This window comes from Flavobacterium sp. 28YEA47A (assembly GCF_041262125.1).
Taxonomy (GTDB): Bacteria; Bacteroidota; Bacteroidia; order Flavobacteriales; family Flavobacteriaceae; genus Flavobacterium.
The window spans coordinates 1-20523 of record NZ_JBGCCI010000006.1 but is presented as its reverse complement, the minus strand read 5'-3'; the positions used below and the strand labels follow the sequence as shown (position 1 = coordinate 20523).

General features: G+C 41.8%; 9 protein-coding genes. 6 read left to right on the top strand and 3 right to left on the bottom strand.

Annotated features, from left to right (window positions below):
* The first annotated feature begins 12 nt into the window (after window positions 1-12).
* The 6 genes from ABH942_RS09925 to ABH942_RS09900 all read left to right on the top strand — a co-directional run bounded on the left by ABH942_RS09925 (window position 13) and on the right by ABH942_RS09900 (window position 15405).
* Window positions 13-207, top strand: coding sequence for a hypothetical protein (locus ABH942_RS09925; RefSeq protein WP_370031552.1), 195 nt, complete (start codon window positions 13-15; stop codon window positions 205-207).
* 337 nt (window positions 208-544) lie between these two features.
* The gene (locus ABH942_RS09920) at window positions 545-4513 is read left to right on the top strand and encodes a T9SS type A sorting domain-containing protein (RefSeq protein ID WP_370031550.1); all 3969 of its coding nucleotides are present in this window, start codon (window positions 545-547) and stop codon (window positions 4511-4513) included.
* Window positions 4514-4688: 175 nt separating this feature from the next.
* Window positions 4689-7913: a gliding motility-associated C-terminal domain-containing protein gene (locus ABH942_RS09915; RefSeq protein WP_370031548.1), complete on the top strand. Its 3225-nt coding sequence runs from the start codon at window positions 4689-4691 to the stop codon at window positions 7911-7913.
* Window positions 7914-8024: 111 nt separating this feature from the next.
* On the top strand, window positions 8025-14597 hold the full coding sequence (locus ABH942_RS09910; RefSeq protein WP_370031546.1) for a T9SS type B sorting domain-containing protein: 6573 nt from the start codon (window positions 8025-8027) through the stop codon (window positions 14595-14597).
* A 35-nt stretch (window positions 14598-14632) separates the two neighbouring features.
* On the top strand, window positions 14633-14848 hold the full coding sequence (locus ABH942_RS09905) for a hypothetical protein (RefSeq protein ID WP_370031544.1): 216 nt from the start codon (window positions 14633-14635) through the stop codon (window positions 14846-14848).
* A 158-nt stretch (window positions 14849-15006) separates the two neighbouring features.
* Entirely contained in the window at window positions 15007-15405 is a 399-nt protein-coding gene (locus tag ABH942_RS09900) for a hypothetical protein (RefSeq protein WP_370031542.1), read from the top strand.
* 286 nt (window positions 15406-15691) lie between these two features.
* Here the strand turns inward: ABH942_RS09900 and ABH942_RS09895 are convergent, their stop codons facing one another.
* The 3 genes from ABH942_RS09895 to ABH942_RS09885 form a co-directional block, all read right to left on the bottom strand.
* The gene (locus ABH942_RS09895) at window positions 15692-17623 is read right to left on the bottom strand and encodes an OmpA family protein (RefSeq protein WP_370031540.1); all 1932 of its coding nucleotides are present in this window, start codon (window positions 17621-17623) and stop codon (window positions 15692-15694) included.
* 11 nt (window positions 17624-17634) lie between these two features.
* Window positions 17635-18546, bottom strand: a complete 912-nt coding sequence (locus ABH942_RS09890) for a type IX secretion system membrane protein PorP/SprF (protein ID WP_370031538.1) — start codon at window positions 18544-18546, stop codon at window positions 17635-17637.
* Between the two features lie 52 nt (window positions 18547-18598).
* A partial coding sequence (locus ABH942_RS09885) for a gliding motility-associated C-terminal domain-containing protein (protein WP_370031536.1) occupies window positions 18599-20523 on the bottom strand: 1925 nt, incomplete at its 5' end.

The following is a 20523-nucleotide window of genomic DNA, read 5'->3' as shown; positions in this document are numbered from 1 at the left end:
ATCCCTATCAAGATGAAAAACTTCAAAACTTTACTTATAATCCTGATGCTGTCGGCTGGAGTTCAAACCATGAATGCCCAGGAAGATTTCGACGACGATACGCAAGACGTTCCTTCAGCACCAATCAATGACTATATTGTTCCGATGCTTTTGGCTGGAGTCTATTTAGGCTACAAATTGCTAAAAAGCAGAACTAAGGAAGCATAAATTCTTTTAAAGAATACTGATAAAAACGGCTGTAGAAATTACAGCCGTTTTTTTATTTAAAAGTGGCTAAGGTACTAAGGTTCTGAGGCGCTAAGGTGCTGAGGTTAATAGACTTCTAAATTCGTGTAATTATTCTAATCTGGAGCTAAAATCAAAAATCCAAGATCTTCAGGCTCCTGACAACCAATTAAATTTTAATTGATATAGGTAACATAATCATAATTTTGATTTTACAGTAATAAAACACCTAGATAAAGTCCAACGGGAATATATTGATAATCTTTGTATGTATCTGTAAATGAACAAATAAAAACAGATTCCTCAAAATTACAGCCCTATGAATACAACTTTACACAAAAAATTCATTCTCCCATTTCTTTTTATTCTTTTCCTACTTTATCCCACTACTGATTATGCTCAGATTCTAGCTTGGGATGCCAATAATACTGGCGGCGGTTTTGGTGTCAGCCCCTGGACACCTTCAACACGAAATGCCAACTTGCAAACCTCTGGGCTTATCCGAGGTTCGAGTATTGCCACAAGCGGTACACCGGCAGGAAACTGCTGGGGAGGTTCCGGAGGATGGTCAACAGGCCAATCCGACTCCAACAGCTTTTATTTTACTTTCCAGGCAGCTGTCGGATACAAGGTCAGCCTTAGCTCTATTTCAACCGCAACCCGAAGATCCAATTCGGGCCCAACCGGATGCGTTGTTTATTATTCTATAAATGGAGGACCTTTTACAAGCGTGGCCTCATGGACAACCTCATCTACGAGCGGTACTACCGGAACACCTAACTCGGTTTCTCTATCAGGAATCAGCGCTTTGCAGAATATTGCGGCAGGTGTCGTTGTTAAATTCAGGATTATTCCGCAAGGTTCTACAGGAAATTATTACATCACCGGTGGAACAAACTCTTTAAAGATAGATGGTAGCGTTGTTGCTGCGGTGAATCCTCTGATAACTCCTTCTACCACTTCACTGGTTTCTTTTGGTGATGTTATGGTAGGGAACAACTCAGCGGCAACAAGCTTTACATTTAATGGTGTCGGACTTACTGATGACGTAAGCATTTTGGCTCCGGCAGGATTTGAGATCAGCACGGATGGTATCAACTGGTATCCCGGCACTGACATCAGCCCGGTTGGAGGCACATTAAATGACATACAGGTATGGGTTCGTTTCAGCCCTACATCCGTAGGAACAGCTTCGGGAAATATCGTATTCACATCACCAGGAGCTACAGACAAATTGGTTTCGGTTACCGGAAACGGTATTCCGGTTGTAAGTTCTATTGTTGTTGACGACGAACCTTACGGCCCTTACTGCAACGGAATCGATAATACCTTTGATTTAGATTTTACACCGACAGGTACTTTCAACAGCGCTAATTTTTATGCTCAGCTTTCTAATGCTGACGGAAGTTTCCCTACAACACTAACCAATATCGTTGGAGTATCTGCTACCAGTCCTATAACTGTGATAATTCCTGCAGATATAACACCAAGCACCAATTACAGAGTAAGAGTTTATAATGAAGATCCGTTAACTTTCAGCGACAACGACAACGGACATAATATTATAATTACAGGAGCAGCAACACTTTCGGGAGTTACACAATCCAATATTATGTGCAACGGAGGTACAACTACTATCAACCTAACCGGTCTTATTCCTGAATCAACCTCTTCTATCAGCTACACTATTAATAATAGCACTGCGCAAAACGTCGCAGGTATTGTTGCAGACATTAACGGTAATGCCAGCTTTACGACAAGCCTTCCTTACAGTAACAACGGACAATCTTTAGTTGTAACAACTATTGAGAGAACTGATGTTGCTTCCTGTCCAAACACACTTGCTGCAAACAATTCTGTTACATTATCAGTACATCCTTCCCCTACTGTAACTGCTGCATCTACAACTGCCTTATGCGGAACGGATGGCAACGCTGTTATCAGCCTGACCGGGTTAATTGCAAGCAGTACTTCAGATATTACGTATACTATAGCAGGCGAAACAGCAGTAGTTGTTACTGGAATCATAGCTAATGCTTCTGGAGAAGCCAGTTTTGAAGTACCGGTATTGTCAACAGATAATGGTCTGGCATTAGAAATTATTTCTATTACCAGAACCGACCTTACTCCAAATTGCGAAAGCACACTTACAGGCATAAGCACACTTTTGATTATCAATTCTAGGCCAACAGCAGTAATAAGTGGAGATCAATCCATCTGCCTGGGTTCGACTTCATCTGACCTGAGTATTGCCTTGACAGGAACAGCTCCGTGGACAATTACATATACCGATGGAACTTCAACCTTTCCTGTTACCAATATCCAGGCCTCGCCTTATGTTTTTACAGTTACACCTACTGAGACAAAAACGTTTACAGTAACTGCTGTAGAGGATGCTAATTGTATCGCTCAAACTGCTGACATGAGCGGAAGTGCTACTGTTACTGTAGTAGAAGCCAGCAATGGCGGAACAATAACAGGAAATGCAACTGTATGTTTCGAGGCAAACAACGGAACACTTACTCTGGAAAATCATACAGGAAGTATTCTGAAATGGCAATCTTCGAATGTTGCAGACTTTAGCGGTACAGTTACTGATATCCAAAATACTTCTACTACACTGGATTACACCAATCTTTCAGAAACTACTTATTATCGTGCGATTGTACAAAATGCACCTTGTGCAGAAGCTAATTCAGCTATAGCAACAATTACGGTTAATCAAACTGAAGCTCCAACAACAACGGCTCAGACATTTTGTAATACTGCGACTGTAAGCGAATTGCTACCAAACACTGCCGAAATAAAATGGTACGATGCTCCAACCGGAGGAACTGCCCTACTATCAACAGAAGCATTGGCAAGCGGTGATTATTATGCGACTATGACAATAGACGGATGTGAAAGTGCCAGAACATTAACTTCTGTTATCTTAAATACGGTTACGGCTCCAACAACAACAGCTCAGACTTTCTGCAACGCTGCAACTGTAAGCGAACTGATGCCAAACACAACAGGAATCCAATGGTATGATGCTCCAACCGGAGGTACACCATTATCATCAACTCAGGCATTGGCAAGCGGTGATTATTACGCGACTATGACAATAGACGGATGTGAAAGTGCCAGAACACTAACGTCTGTTATCTTAAATACGGTTACGGCTCCAACAACAACAGCTCAGACTTTCTGCAACGCTGCAACTGTAAGCGAATTGTTGCCAAGCACAACAGGAATCCAATGGTATGACACTCCAACCGGAGGTACGCCATTAACATCAACTCAGGCATTGGCAAGCGGTGATTATTATGCGACTATGACAGTAGACGGATGTGAAAGTGCCAGAACACTAACTTCTGTTATCTTAAATACGGTTACGGCTCCAACAACAACAGCTCAGACTTTCTGCAACGCTGCAACTGTAAGCGAACTGATGCCAAACACAACAGGAATCCAATGGTATGATGCTCCAACCGGAGGTACGCCATTATCATCAACTCAGGCATTGGCAAGCGGTGATTATTATGCGACTATGACAGTAGACGGATGTGAAAGTGCCAGAACACTAACGTCTGTTATCTTAAATACGGTTACGGCTCCAACAACAACAGCTCAGACTTTCTGCAACGCTGCAACTGTAAGCGAATTGTTGCCAAACACAACAGGAATCCAATGGTATGATGCTCCAACCGGAAGTACGCCATTATCATCAACTCAGGCATTGGCAAGCGGTGATTATTATGCGACTATGACAATAGACGGATGTGAAAGCGCCAGAATATTAACGTCTGTAACTTTAAATTCTGTTTCCCAACCAAACGGTGATGAAAATCAGGATTTCACAGAAGGCGAAACATTAGCTGTTTTGGAAGTTACAGGAACAAATCTGGTATGGTATGCTACTGAAGCAGCAGCCGAAGCTGGAACACCAACATTAGATTTGAGCGAACTGCTTGTTGACGGTGCAACCTACTATGCTGTACAAACAATCAATGGATGCAGCAGCAGCCCATTGGCAGTAACTGTTTCAATGATGTTGAGCAATCCTGAATTTGATCTTAAGAACCTTAAGGCTTATCCGAATCCTGTGACCGATATGTTATCTATTTCTTATTCAGAAAACATAATCTCTGTTGAAGTTTTCAACCTGATAGGGCAAAAGATAATGGACAAAGCAACTAATAGCACTCAGGTAACCATCAACTTATCTGATGTAGAAACAGGAGCCTACCTTGTTAGAGTTTCTTCTGGAAAAGCACAGAAAACTTTTAGAGTATTAAAGAAATAAGAGAAAACAATTTCTTAAAAAAAGCCTGCTGATACAGTGGGCTTTTTTCATATAGTTAACAAAAAGGTAACACAAACTTAACATTAGAGGGTAGTTACATAACATTTTCATAAAATTAACAAAGGCTTCAGTTAATCTCTTAATCCTAGATTGCGCCGGTTTTAAACTGACTCAAATGAAATTACAAAAGTTCAAACATTTTCTGGCTATAATTGTTCTAGCTCTTATGTCTTACCAAGACGCATTTTCTCAATGTTTTCAAATCGAAAGTATCTTAGTCGATGCTTGTGGTGTACAGGAAGGATTGAATGAAATGGTACGCTTTAAGGTGGGTAACACCGCTATAAACACAAGCAATATGAGCGTGTCATGGCCAAACAATCCATGGCAGGGACTTGTACGAAACTCTGTCACTGCTGCAAAAGTAGCTACTCTAAATGCTGATATTCTTGATGCTGGCGGATGTGGCCAATTAATTGAACCTACAGGAGGCGTTCTACCAGCCAATGCCAGCGTGATTTTAGTCACCAGCCACAATTTTGATACAGCCCTGAATTCATTTGGAGCTTTAACCGATAACGTTTATATCATTTTCCAAAATAACCCGAGTACAGCGTCAGGGCATTTTGCTAATTACGGAACCGGAATCAGAACACTGACTATTTCTTTTGGTTCCTGTTCAGATACAGTTTCCTATGATCGTGCATTGCTAATTGACACCAACGGTAATCCCGCTGCTGCCGATGGCGCAATAGTACAATATACACCAGCAGGAGCAGCAACATATATCAACAATGGCTGTTCTGCGCCTGTTCCTCCATTTACAGTTGATGCCGGGCCTGCTACTATGTCATCTTGTGCAGGAGTCACAATCTCTTTGAACGGAACTGCGCAAGGCTATCAATCGGTAAGATGGTCAGCCCCAAGCGGTACTTTTACAACACCTAACAGTCTGGCGACTACTTATACTTCAACCGCCTCACCAGGAAGTGTTGTTACTATTACCTTGACAGCTATAAACAGTTGTGGACTTGAAATCACAGATACAATCAATCTTACAATAACTAATAGCACTACACCTAATTTCCCTACTGCGCTTTCAATATGTACCGGAAGTACAGCACCTGTATTAAACACTACATCGCCAAATGGAATTCCCGGAACTTGGAGTCCGGCTGTGGTTAGCAATACAACAAGTGGAAATTACGTATTTACGCCAAATGCGGGACAATGTGCCTCTAGTGTGACCTTAAGCGTGACTGTATCTAACAGCATTACGCCTAACTTCCCTACTACACTTTCAATCTGTACCGGAAGCACAGCACCAGTATTAAACGCTACTTCACCAAACGGAATCACAGGAACCTGGAGTCCGGCAGTCGTTAGCAACACTGCAAGTGGAAATTATGTGTTTACTCCGAATGCAGGACAATGTGCCTCAAATGTAACCTTAAGCGTGACAGTATCTAACAGCATTACGCCTAATTTTCCGACGACACTTTCATTATGTACCGGAAGTACGGCACCTGTATTGAATAACACTTCGCCAAACGGAATTACAGGAACGTGGAGTCCGGCTGTGATTAGCAATACTGCTAGCGGAAGCTATGTATTTACACCAAATGCGGGACAATGTGCCTCAAATGTAACCTTAAGTGTGACTGTGTCTAACAATATCACGCCAAACTTCCCTACTGCTCTTTCAATATGTACCGGAAGTACGGCACCTGTATTGAATACTACATCGCCAAATGGAATCACTGGAACGTGGAGTCCGGCGGTTGTTAGCAATACTGCAAGCGGAAGTTATGTATTTACACCAAATGCGGGACAATGTGCCTCAAATGTAACCTTGAACGTGACTGTGTCTAACAATATCACGCCAAACTTCCCTACTGCTCTTTCACTATGTTCAGGAAGCACAGCTCCAACATTGAACACAACCTCGCCTAACGGCATCACAGGAACGTGGAGTCCGGCGGTTGTTAGCAATACTGCAAGCGGAAGCTATGTGTTTACTCCAAATGCGGGACAATGTGCCTCAAATGTAACCTTGAACGTGACCGTAACAAACAGCATCACGCCAAACTTCCCTACTGCACTCTCATTATGTACCGGAAGTACCGCACCTGTATTAAACACAACTTCACCAAACGGAGTTACGGGAACATGGAACCCGGCTGTTGTTAGCAATACAACTAGCGGAAGCTATGTGTTTACTCCAAATGCAGGACAATGTGCATCAAATGTTACTTTGAACGTAACCGTATCAAGCAGCATCACGCCAAGTTTCCCTACTGCGCTTTCAATATGTACCGGAAGTACGGCACCTGTATTGAACACAACATCGCCAAATGGAATCACTGGAACTTGGAGTCCGGCAGTTGTTAGCAATACTGTAAGCGGAAGCTACGTATTTACTCCAAATGCAGGACAATGTGCTGTAAATATAACCTTAAACGTAACCGTGTCTAGCAGCATTACGCCAAACTTCCCTACTGCACTTACATTATGCTCAGGAAGCACGGCGCCTGTATTGAATACTACTTCACCAAACGGAATTACCGGAACATGGAGTCCGGCGGTTGTTAGCAATACCACAAGTGGAAACTATGTCTTCACTCCTAATGCAGGACAGTGTGGTACAAGCACAACTTTAAATGTAACTATTACCAATAGCATCATTCCAAATTTTGCAACAGAATTGTCACTATGTAATGGAGATGGCGTACCCGCTTTGGCTACAACATCACCAAACGGAATCACAGGAACATGGAATCCATCTACTATCAACAATACAACAAGCGGAAGTTATGTGTTTACACCAAACGCAGGACAATGTGCTGCTAATGTAACATTGAATGTAACGATAGGACAAATTGATTTTAAAGTTGAAAACGGATGTGAAGGCGGAAATTATATGCTGACAGTTGCTCCTCTATCTGGTTTTGAAATAAATGATGCCAATTATGAATGGAAAAACAACCTGGGCATCAGAGTGGGAACCGATTCATATTTGAACGTAACGGAACTATTGAATTCTACTCCTGTTCAGGAAGAATTCCCAATAACGTATACCGTAGAGGTTACCACAGCACAAGGCTGTACTTTAACACGAGATGAAACTGTTTACGGTATTTTCTGCAGCATTCCAAAAGGAATATCTCCTAACAACGACGGTAAGAATGACGAATTCGACCTTAGCGGATTAGGTGTAAAAGAACTTACTATTTTCAACCGATATGGTGTAAAAGTATACGGATACAAGAATTATACAAATCAATGGAAAGGACAATCTGATAACGGAAAAGAACTGCCGGATGCAACATATTATTATGCCATCACCAAAAGTGACGGGCAAACAGTAACCGGATGGGTTTACGTCAACAGACAACGATAAAAAACAATAAAGTAACTGTTTATTAAACATTTAATAAAGAAAACCGATCCTTCTAAAGTAGAATAAACATTACTTTTCGTAGGTTTTGAAATAATGCTAATCTCCCATACTATGTCAAGAAACCTTAGCAATTCTGTCAAAAAAAATACGCTTATTTTTTTGGTCTTATTTTTTTTGATGACCGTATCCAGTACTACGGCTCAGATTTATTATCATAATTTTGGAACAACCACTATTTCGGCACATCCTTATACGGTAGCTCCAACGACTTTAAATACGAATCTGTCCGGTTCATCATGGAGCAACAGCCTTAATACGTGGACAAGTACAGCCGGAGCTACAGGAGAAGCTATCCGTCTTACTACGTCAACAAATGCTACAATTACCTTGACATTTAACGTTGCTGCCAATTATCAGGTAAACGTTACTTCATTTGATTTTTGGAGACAGAGGAGTAATTTTGGGCCTCAAAACTGGTCAATGACCATTAACGGTATCAATGTTGGAAGCGGTACTGTTGATGCTACTGGCGGCGCTATAGGAACCACCAATGTTGCCAATACGGTTTCCGGACTTACCGGAACTGTTACTGTTGTGATTTCGCTTACCGGATCTACTGGAAATGGTACATTACGTCTGGATGATTTTACATTAAACGGAAGCGTGACTTCCAATTGTGTCGCACCATCGATTACTTCTTTTACGCCTACTTCAGGACCTCAAAATACATTGGTTACCATAAACGGTAGCGGCTTTACGAATGGTAGCGGAACTTCTGCCGTAAAATTCAATGGCATTCCATCCACCAGCTTTACTGTAGTTTCTAATACGGTTATCAAAGCTTATGTACCGGCTGGGAACGCTTCCGCAGGACCTATCAGCATTACTACAAACGGATGTGAAGGATTTTCAGCAGGCAATTTTACTAAAATTTCGACAACAAGTGTCGGTAATTATTCTAGCGATATCTATATTTCCGAACTTTATGATGCACAGGCAGGCGATGGTGGGATTATAGAAATATATAATGGAACGGCATCTACTGTCAATCTTGCCGGATACACCATAAGAAGATATGGAGATATTGGCGGCACCACTTTTTATACAATCGTATTGAGCGGTTCCATACCTCCGGGAGGAATTTTTTTAATAGGAATTGGAACAGGTACCATTCCTTGCGGTATTACTTCAAACCAAACCTATCCTACCGGATTTAATGCCAATGATGAATTTCAATTGCTTAAAAACGGAGTTCTTATCGATAATGTCCATGCTCCCAACAATGTAGGTTATTCTGTTATCAGAAATCCAAATGCTGTAGCCCCAAAACCTGTTTTTAATGGTAGCGATTGGAATACTCTAACAACTGAAAGTTGTGCCAATATTGGAATCCATAATGTAACTAATCCTGTTCCGCCAACCTTATCAAACCCAACCAGCAGGGTTATTTGTGAGAATAATACGGTTACTTATACGGCTTCTCTTGCAAACAGTACAGGCTTTACTTTCCAATGGAAAAGACTCGACACAGCTGGAAACTGGATTAACATTACCAATACAGCCCCATTTTCAGGAGCAAATACAAATACGCTTACTATCACTCCTGCACCTTTGACGCTCGATGACAGCCAATATTATTGCCAGGTTACTTCTACCCAGCATACTTTGATAAGTAATGCTGCCCAGTTGAAAGTAAATCCATCAACAATTCCTGATTTCCCAACTTCACTTGCATACTGTACGGGCGCAACTATACCAGCTTTAAGCACTACTTCGCCTAACGGAGTTACTGGTACTTGGAGTCCTGCAACCATTAGCAATACCACTAGTGGAAGCTACGTATTTACACCAACTGCAGGACTATGTTCTCCTAGTGTTACATTAAACGTTACTATTTCCAGCAGTATTACTCCGGATTTTGCAACAGCCCTCACTTTGTGCTCAGGAGCTACTGCACCTGTCCTGAATATCGCATCGCCTAATGGAATCACAGGAACCTGGAGTCCTGCAACTGTAAGTAACATGACGAGCGGAAGCTATGTGTTTACGCCAAATGCCGGACAATGTGCTACCAACGTAACATTCAACGTGACAGTTACAAATACAATCTCACCGGATTTCCCTACTACACTGACACTTTGTAATGGAGCTACAGTTCCTACATTGAATACGACTTCACCTAACGGAATTGCAGGAACATGGAGTCCAGCAACCATAAGCAATACAACCAGCGGAAGCTATGTGTTTACACCAAACGCAGGACAATGTGCCGTAACAACTACATTAAACGTAACCGTTAATAACAATATCACGCCAGATTTTCCTACCGCATTGGCATTCTGTAACGGAGCTACAATTCCTGCATTGCAGGCAACGTCGCCTAACGGTATCTCAGGAACATGGAGTCCTGCAACCATAAGCAATACTGCCAGCGGAAGCTATGTGTTTACGCCTAATGCCGGACAGTGCGCTACTACAGCTACCTTGAATGTTACTATCGACACCAACCTAACACCGGATTTCCCTACTGCATTGGCATTCTGCAACGGAGCTACAGTTCCTGTCTTACAGGCAACTTCTCCTAACGGAATTACTGGAACCTGGAGCCCTGCAACCATAAGCAATACGGCCAGCGGAAGCTATGTGTTTACTCCTAACGCGGGACAGTGTGCTACAAATGTTACGCTAAACGTAACTATCAATAACAATATCACGCCGGACTTCCCTACTACATTGGCATTCTGTAACGGAGCTATGGTTCCTGCATTGCAGGCAACTTCGCCAAACGGAATCACAGGAACATGGAGTCCTGCAACCATAAGCAATACGGCCAGCGGAAGCTATGTGTTTACTCCTACTGCGGGACAATGTGCCACTACAGCTACGTTGAACGTGACTATCAATAACAACATCACGCCAGATTTCCCTACAGCGTTGAACTACTGCAACGGAGCTACAATTCCCGCATTGCAGGCAACGTCGCCTAACGGAATTACAGGAACGTGGAGTCCTGCAACCATAAGCAATACGGCGAGCGGAAGCTATGTGTTTACACCAAACGCGGGACAGTGTGCTACAACAGCTACCTTAAACGTAACCATTAATAACAACATCACGCCGGACTTCCCTACAACATTGAACTACTGTAGCGGAGCGACTATTCCGGCTTTACAGGCAACTTCTCCAAACGGAATTACAGGAACATGGAGTCCTGCAACCATTAGCAACACGGCCAGCGGAAGCTATGTGTTTACACCAAATGCAGGGCAGTGTGCTACCACGGCTACCTTAAACGTAACCATTAATAACAATATCACGCCGGATTTCCCTACTGTATTGGCATTCTGTAACGGAGCTACAGTTCCGGCTTTACAGGCAACTTCGCCAAACGGAATCACAGGAACATGGAGTCCTGCAACCATAAGCAATACGGCCAGCGGAAGCTATGTATTTACTCCAAATGCAGGACAGTGTGCTACAACGGCTACCTTAAACGTAACCATCAATAACAATATCACGCCAGATTTCCCTACTGCATTGGCATTCTGCAACGGAGCTACAATTCCGGCTTTACAGGCAACTTCGCCAAACGGAATTACAGGAACATGGAGTCCCGCAACCATAAGCAATACTGCCAGCGGAAGCTATGTATTTACTCCAAACGCAGGACAATGCGCCGTGACGACTACCTTAAACGTAACTATCAATAACAATATTACGCCGGATTTCCCTACTGCATTGGCATTCTGTAGCGGAGCGACTATCCCGGCATTACAGGCAACTTCTCCAAATGGAATTACAGGAACTTGGAGTCCAGCAACCATAAGCAATACTGCCAGCGGAAGCTATGTGTTTACGCCAAACGCGGGGCAGTGTGCTACAACAGCCACATTGAACGTGACTATCAATAACAACATCACGCCAGATTTCCCTACTACATTGGCATTCTGCAACGGGGCTACGGTTCCTGCATTACAGGCAACTTCTCCAAATGGAATTACAGGAACATGGAGTCCAGCAACCATTAGCAACACGGCCAGCGGAAGCTATGTGTTCACGCCAAATGCGGGACAATGCGCCGTGACGACTACCCTGAACGTAACCATCAATAACAATATTACGCCGGATTTCCCTACTGCATTGACATTCTGTAACGGAGCTACGGTTCCTGCTTTACAGGCAACTTCGCCTAATGGAATTACAGGAACATGGAGTCCTGCAACCATAAGCAATACTGCCAGCGGAAGCTACGTGTTTACGCCAAACGCAGGACAATGCGCCGTGACGACTACCCTGAACGTAACCATCAATAATATTATCACGCCAGACTTCCCTACAGCGTTGAACTACTGTAGCGGAGCGACTATCCCCGCTTTACAGGCAACTTCGCCTAATGGAATTACAGGAACATGGAGTCCAGCAACCATTAGCAACACGGCCAGCGGAAGCTACGTGTTTACGCCAAATGCGGGACAATGTGGTACAACAGCTACCTTAAACGTAACTATCAATAACAACATTACGCCAGACTTCCCTACTGCATTGGCATTCTGCAACGGAGCTACGGTTCCTGCATTGCAGGCAACTTCACCTAACGGAATCACGGGAACATGGAATCCAGCAACCATAAGTAATACAACCAGCAGAAGCTACGTATTTACTCCAAACGCGGGACAATGTGCTACAACAGCTACGTTAAACGTAACCATCAATAACAATATCACACCTAACTTCCCTACTGCATTGGCATTCTGTAACGGAGCCACAGTTCCTGCATTGCAGGCAACTTCTCCTAATGGAATCACAGGAACATGGAGTCCTGCAACCATTAGTAACACGGCTAGCGGAAGCTATGTATTTACTCCAAATGCAGGACAATGTGCCACAACGGCCACCCTGAACGTGACTATCAATAACGTTATCACGCCTAACTTTCCTACAGCGTTGAACTACTGTAGCGGAGCGACTATTCCGGCATTACAGGCAACTTCGCCAAACGGAATTACAGGAACATGGAGTCCTGCAACCATTAGCAGTACGGCTAGCGGAAGCTATGTGTTTACGCCTAATGCCGGACAGTGTGCTACAACAGCTACATTGAATGTGACTATCAATAACAATATCACGCCAGACTTCCCTACAACCCTGACTTTCTGTAACGGAGAAACAGTTCCTGCATTACAGGCAACTTCACCTAACGGAATCACCGGAACATGGAGTCCTGCGACAATAAGCAATACGGCTAGCGGAAATTATGTATTTACTCCAAGCGCAGGTCAATGTGCGACTACTATGACGTTGAGAGTGACTATTACACCTCGAATCGTGCCGAGCTTCCAAACAGCAATGACAATCTGTAATGGAAGTACAGCTCCTGTATTAAATACAACTTCTCCTAACGGAATCACGGGTACATGGAGTCCTGCCACGATAAGTAATACAACAAGCGGAAATTATGTATTTACACCAAATACAGGACAATGCGCTGCAACGGTTACTTTAACTGTAACAGTTACCAATATTATTTTACCGGACTTCCCTACCGCACTAACTTTCTGTAACGGTGATACGGTACCGGCACTTCAAAGGACATCGCCTAATGGAATTAGCGGAACCTGGAGTCCTGCCACTATAAGCAACACGGCAAGCGGAAGCTATGTATTTACGCCTAACGCAGGCCAGTGTGCTACAAATATGACTCTTACAGTTACTATCAACAGTTTTGTCTTACCTGCTATAACCGGCCCAGGTTCAGTGTGTATTTCAAACAGCATACAACTCACTCATTCTACTCCTGGCGGAACTTGGTCAAGTAACAACACTAATATAGCAACAGTTGATGCAGCCGGAAATGTTACCGGAATTAGTGCAGGATCAGTAATGATTATATATACTGCGAACAATGGTACCTGTACCGCATCAGTCAGAAAGCCTATAACGGTAACTTCGCCGCCAAAGCCAGTTCTTAAGGATGGTTTTATCTGTCTTGACAATCAAACAGGCGCTTTTATTTCGACTGTTAATCTGTATTGCCAGATTCCAAATGCGAACCATAGTTTTGTGTGGACACGAAACAATGCCGTTCTTCCTACTACAACCAATACACATGTTGCGACCGAACCTGGAACTTATGAGGTAGTCGTTACTAATTTGGTTACCGGATGTACGGCAACAGCAACAGCAACTGTAGGCACTTCGTCTATTGCCATTGCAGAAGCAACTGTGGGAAGAGATTTTAACAAAAACCAGATTATTACGATTAACGTTACTGGCGGTTCAGGACAATATGAATTCCAACTGAATGGTGGTGCGCCACAGACAAGCAATCAGTTTACGAATATTTACGAAGGCGAATATGAAATTACCGTAAGAGATACACAAGGATGTGGATTCATTACTCTCACTGTATATGCTTTGAATTATCCTTATTATTTCACGCCTAATGCGGATGGCTATAATGACACCTGGAACATTGACGGGCTTTCTAACCAGCCAGAAGCTACCATCTATATTTTTGACCGCTACGGAAAACTAATCAAGCAAATTTTCCCTTCATCTGCGGGATGGGATGGTACTTATAACGGACATCCTCTACCTGCAACAGATTATTGGTTCAAATTGCTTTATAAGAGCCGTGATGGTGTTAATAAAGAATTTAAGGCACATTTTGCCCTGAAAAGATAATGCTCTAATTTATTGTTCGTTTTAAATACCACAGCATGAATTTCATCAAACCAAAAAGGTACGAAGATGTCGTATACAATATGGATCAGGTATACAAAATCGAAAAGCTAATTGACGAATATGAATTTCATTTTAACAATGGAAGAGTTATTAATGTGAAAGCATCACTTGTGAGCAACAAAATCAAAAAACTATTCGATACGAAGTATAAAAAGAAAAATCTTACAGAATCTAAGAAAACGTCTAAATAATTCCCATAACTTGAATGAAATCAGTCTAAATAAGGCTTTTTTTTAACCTATTTTAAGTCCTTTAATTTGATAAAGAACAAATTTTAAAGTAAGTTTGTAGAACCCTAATCTATTACTTAAAATTACAAAAAATCCCTTTTACCACGAGGGTGAACGTTATGGAATATAATAAGACACATGCTCTGGACAACGGCGTTTCAGTAGTACAAAGCATCATGCGCAAATTTAAGGTGTATGCCGACCGATATTATAAGTACTCTTTTCCAGAGGAACCTTTTTTTAAAGAGATTGCTGAAAAGTGCATTAGTGATGCTTTCGGAGCCAATCATAAAGAATCTTTCACTAAAGCAAAAATCAGAGAACTTTGGGGTTATGTCAAAAAACAGGCTCTGAATTATATTCTCAATATTGAAGCGGAATTGGATAAGGAATTTCCAAATCACGGACAACTTAGTTTTTATGCTTTTAAGCTAAACTGCAAAACCGAGAACCTAAAGGAAATGGTTACTGCTTTTAAGTCACAGTTTACTGACGCTGAAGATTTTATTTCCCGGTAATACAATCCGGATTTATTACTATAGAGCTCCTAAAGGGAGCTTTTTTATTGACCGGAAACTTTATATCAGGACAAATTTCATGAATCATTACTTTTTTCTTTGCGGCTCTGCGCCTTTGCGAGCAACTATTCCACACAAAGGCGCAGAGCCGCAAAGCAATAAAAATATAAACCTATTGGAGTTTGTTTTTAATGTTTTTAATATAAGACTTCAGATAATCAATTATTCTAAATAAAAAAACCGTGCTGTAAAAAGCACGGTTTTCAATTTTAAAACTATCTAAACATTACATGGCTGTGATGATAAATTCGCTTCTTCTGTTCTGCTGGTGTTCCTTTTCAGTACATTCAACACCATCAGCACATTTATTAACTAACTGGGTTTCGCCATAGCCCCTACCTGTGATTCTTTCTTTTGCAATTCCATCCTGAACCATCCAGTCAATGGTAGATTTTGCTCTGCGGTCAGAAAGTTTCTGGTTATATTTATGCGTCTGGCGGCTGTCCGTATGCGAACGAACATCTACTTTCATATTCGGATATTGTTTCATCACATCAACGATTTTAGCTAAATCAATGGCTGCATCCGGACGGATATTCCATTTATCTAAATCGAAGTAGATAATCTTGATACCAAATGTTTTCGCCAAATCGGTTCCAACCGTAATCTGCTTAACTGGTTTATCCAATTCGATAGAAAGGTCTGTTTCTCCAGATTCTTTCGGGATAATGGCTTTTAGTTCGTTTGGCGTATAGTCTTTGCTTTCCGCCTTAACATAATAAGCATTACCACATTCTACATCAAAACTGTATTTTCCTTCGTGATCAGCATAAATGGTCTTGATTACCTTAAACGAGGCATCTGACAGCGTTACTCTTGCATTGGCAATAGGAAGTCCGGTTTCTTTATCCGTAATAACTCCTGATAACAATTGCTCACATTTCAACTGTCTTGTTTCTTGAAATTTATAAATATCATCATAACCCTTACCGCCATCTCTGTTCGAAGAGAAAAATCCAAATCGGGTTTTGGTATCGATTATAAAAGCAAAGTCATCTTTTGGCCCGTTAACCGGAGCTCCTACGTTTTTGATTTCGCCAAAACTTCCATCTTTGTTAATCTGAGTTACAAAAACATCCAGACCTCCTAATCCAAGTTGTCCGTCAGAAGCGAAATACAATTCGTTTTCGTCTGTAACATAAGGAAAAGTTTCGCGGCCTTCCGTATTGACTTGCTTACCCAGATTTTCCGGAGTTCCAAAACTGCCATCAGCGTTAATTGCCACCTTAAACAAATCCGATTGCCCTAAAGTTCCCGGCATATCTGACGCAAAATACAAGGTTTTTTCGTCTGGACTCAAGGCAGGGTGCGCGGTACTATAATTGTCACTCGTGAAAGGTAATTCCGTTACGTTTACCCATTTTCCTTTTTCAAGGGTAGCTTTGTAGATTTTCAATAACGTCGCTTTGTCGCTGTTCTTTCCTCTTTTCCCTTTGTTATAGTTATTTCTGGTAAAGTACACTGTTTTTCCATCTTTGGTAAAAACCGGAGTAGCCTCATTAAACTTTGTATTCAGGGAAGTGTTGAATTGTTCCGGCTCCAACATAGAACCATCTGAACTGATTTCAGAAGCATACAACTTTGTAAACGACTGGTTCGTCCACTGGTGCTTTCTATTGAAAATACCACCCGTATCTCTGGCTGAAGCAAAAACAAGCTTGTTTCCGAAAAAAGCAGTTCCGTAATCGGAATATTCTGAGTTGATACCAATGTTTTCTACTTTGTATCTGCCCGAATTCGCTTTTATTTCTTCAAGATAGTCCTTGTGTTTAGTGTATAGCTGCGCTCTCAAATCGGCCGCATTCTTTTGGTTGAACTGCGCCAGCATTTCGTTAGCCTTTTCATAATCGCCTACCGATTTCAGGGTTTGCGAATAGCGATAATAGTATTCGGCATCAATCGGTTGGTTCATTGCAAAAAGTTCAGCATACCATTTGTTAGCTTTGTCTAGTTCTGCATTGAAATAGTAAGCATTTCCCAGTTTTTGGAACAGGTCTACTGATTTGTATCCTTTTTCTGCTACTCTTTCATACGTCTTGATTGCATCGACATAGGCATATTTTTCATATTGCTTGTCGGCAGCCGCGAGCCTGGCTTCTTGTGCCTGGGCAGTCAATAAAGAAAAGACTGCCAAGACTGTATATAATTGTTTTTTCATAGTTGCTGCTTTTAGAAGAATCTTGGAGAGGTTACTTTGTTGAATTTGCTAAATAATTCGAAACGAAGGAAAACCTCATGCGAACCTGAATTGTAGTTTGCCAACTTTGTCGTTTCCATATCGTATCCGTAGCCTACAAATAGTCCCTCTGTTATCTGAAATCCTGCCATAGCACTCACAGCTGCATCCCATCTCCAGGCAACTCCAAGCGTCAGCTTGTCATTGAAAAGAAAGTTTCCTGAGACATCAGCCTGAAGCGGTGCTCCTTTTACGGCTTTCATCAAAAAGGCCGGCTTGAATTTGATGCTTTGGCTCAAATCGAAAACATAACCTCCAATCAGATAAAAATTCATTCTTTCCTGATTTACAGATACTGAATTGTCATCGTATCTGTGTGTTTCAAAAAAGTTCGGTACCGATAGTCCCAAATACATTTTATCGGAATGAAAATAAACTCCTGCTCCCATGTTTGGCGTAAAGTTATTATTCAGATTCATTAATCGTGGATCTCCTTGATCAGCCGGATTCAGCTTATTAACATCTAAATTGAACATATTTGCCGTTGCCTTAATTCCGAAAGACAACTTAAATGTTTCTGACGTCTTAACAGTATAAGAGATGTCTGCAGAAATTGCATTTTCATCTGTAGGCCCTATCCTGTCGTTCACAAACGACAATCCCATTCCAAGATTAGTACCGCTGATAGGCGTGTTAATAGAAACCGTATTGGTCACCGGAGCTCCATCCAAACCAACCCACTGCGTTCTGTGAAGTCCAAAAACGCTGAATACGCCTCGTGAACCTGCATAAGCGGGATTGATATTGATGGTATTATACATATACTGCGTGTATTGCGCATCCTGTTGTGCAAATGCGCTTGCACCTACAAGAATCCAGACGAAAAGTATGATTATTTTTTTCATTGGTTTAATTTGTTTATCCTGGGAACCCATTCCGATTCCCAGGAATTTAACTTTATCTGCTTAAGTATAAATAGCCGCTTTTCTCTCTTACAGTACCGTCTTGTTTTTTATATTTCAAGACGTAGAAATAAGTACCATCAGGTAATCCTTCTGATTTGTTTACTGTAACCCTTCCTTCTGAGTATCCTCTAAAGGCTTTATCATTGTTGTTATAGCCACTTGTTTCGTAAACTACAACGCCCCAGCGATTAAAGATTTCTACTTTGTTGTCTGGATAGCATCCTAATCCTCCTATGTATAAAAATTCGTTGCTGCCATCGTTATTTGGAGTAACTACATTAAATACATTGATTGTACATCCGTCAATTTCTACAATCGTAGGATTGTTTCCTGTATTGTCTGTATGGTCAGAAGCATCTGTAACTTCTACATCCAGCGGACTCTTACCTGATACGAATGCCTGGTTAGAAACACTTCCTGCGTTAATATCGGCCTGCGTGATGGTATAGATAGCCGTAAATGTCGTGCTGTCGCTTTGTCCAACTGCAAGAGTTATAGGGCCTCCACTTACAGCAACTCCCGGTAGCGGATCCGTAACAGTTACATCGCTCAAGCTCACGTTTCCTGTGTTGGTTACCGTAAAGGCATAAGTGATGGTCTCTCCTACTTCTGCAATTCCGTTGTTATTGCTATCATTGAAAGTTGCTGTCTTAATCAGCGCAATACCTGGATTTTGTTCAATAATCGTAACTGTACAATCTGGACAAGTCGGTTCATATAACGGATCGTTCGGATCTATCGGAGATGGATCTTGCGATTCCACATCGATTGGATTTCCAGCCGGATCAGTTCCTTCTGCCAATGCTAAGTTATAAACCGCTCCTAATTCAATATCTGCCTGAGTTATTGTATAAGTTGCCGTGAAAGTTGTCGAATCAGAGGCTTGTGGTGCTAAAGAAGCAATAGGCCCACCTGAAACTGCAACTATAGGATCGGTTACAGTAATATTCGTAATCGTTACGTTTCCAGTATTCTTTACCGTAAAGCTATATTGGATAACATCTCCGGCATTTACGATTCCATCATTGTTTGCATCCTGATATATTCCTTCTTTGAATAATTCAAACTTAGGATTTTGAGGTAATACAGTTACAGTCGGATCATCATTTCCTGGCAATGTAGGGTCATTACTGTCTGACTGGTCTGAAATTGGTGTCCCAACTACCGGAGTAGCGGTTACCAATGCCTGATTGTTTACAAATCCTGCGTCAATATCAGCTTGTGTAAATGTATAGACCGCAATAAATGTAGTCGAATCAGTAGCACCTGCTGCTAAAGTTGCAAGAGGCCCGCCATTTACAGCTACCAAAGGATCAGATACCGTAATGTTTGTCAATTGCATAGTTCCGGTATTGGTTACCGTGAAATTATAAGTAATGGTTTCACCTACCTGTGCAAATCCATCTCCGTTTGCATCATTGAAAGTTCCTTGCTTGATAATTTCAATACCCGGTACCTGAACCAAAATTGTTACTATAGCCGTATCGCAATTGGTTGGATTCAATACTTCACAAATACTGTATTCTAATGTATACGTTCCAGCTGGTGTTCCAGGCGCAACAGTTATTGTTCCGTCAGGATTTAATGTCAGTGGAGCATCTGCATTTATAGTTGTCAAGGTTACTTCTGATGGAATAACCGCTACACCATTAAGCGTATCGTTAGCAAACACGTTTCCGATATTTACCATTCCTTCATTTCCGTTTACAATTGTACCGCTCAAATCATCATTTACGGCATCAATTGGAGCCGGATTGACAATTATGGTTACAGTAGCCGACTCACAATTTGTCGGGTTTAGTATCTCACATAATTGGTATATGATAGTGTAGGTTCCAGCAGGTGTCTGTGGGTCTACGCTTACCGTTCCTGTTGCCGGATCTAATTCCACGCCTGGGTTGGTCGACGGAGTTGTTA

Excerpts from the sequence above, each read along its gene's own strand:
- ABH942_RS09920 (WP_370031550.1), top strand. The coding sequence starts at position 545 with ATGAATACAACTTTACACAAAAAATTCATTCTCCCATTTCTTTTTATT.
- ABH942_RS09890 (WP_370031538.1), bottom strand. The coding sequence starts at position 18,546 with ATGAAAAAAATAATCATACTTTTCGTCTGGATTCTTGTAGGTGCAAGC.
- ABH942_RS09905 (WP_370031544.1), top strand. The coding sequence starts at position 14,633 with ATGAATTTCATCAAACCAAAAAGGTACGAAGATGTCGTATACAATATG.
- ABH942_RS09915 (WP_370031548.1), top strand. The coding sequence starts at position 4,689 with ATGAAATTACAAAAGTTCAAACATTTTCTGGCTATAATTGTTCTAGCT.
- ABH942_RS09910 (WP_370031546.1), top strand. The coding sequence starts at position 8,025 with ATGTCAAGAAACCTTAGCAATTCTGTCAAAAAAAATACGCTTATTTTT.
- ABH942_RS09895 (WP_370031540.1), bottom strand. The coding sequence starts at position 17,623 with ATGAAAAAACAATTATATACAGTCTTGGCAGTCTTTTCTTTATTGACT.
- ABH942_RS09925 (WP_370031552.1), top strand. The coding sequence starts at position 13 with ATGAAAAACTTCAAAACTTTACTTATAATCCTGATGCTGTCGGCTGGA.
- ABH942_RS09900 (WP_370031542.1), top strand. The coding sequence starts at position 15,007 with ATGGAATATAATAAGACACATGCTCTGGACAACGGCGTTTCAGTAGTA.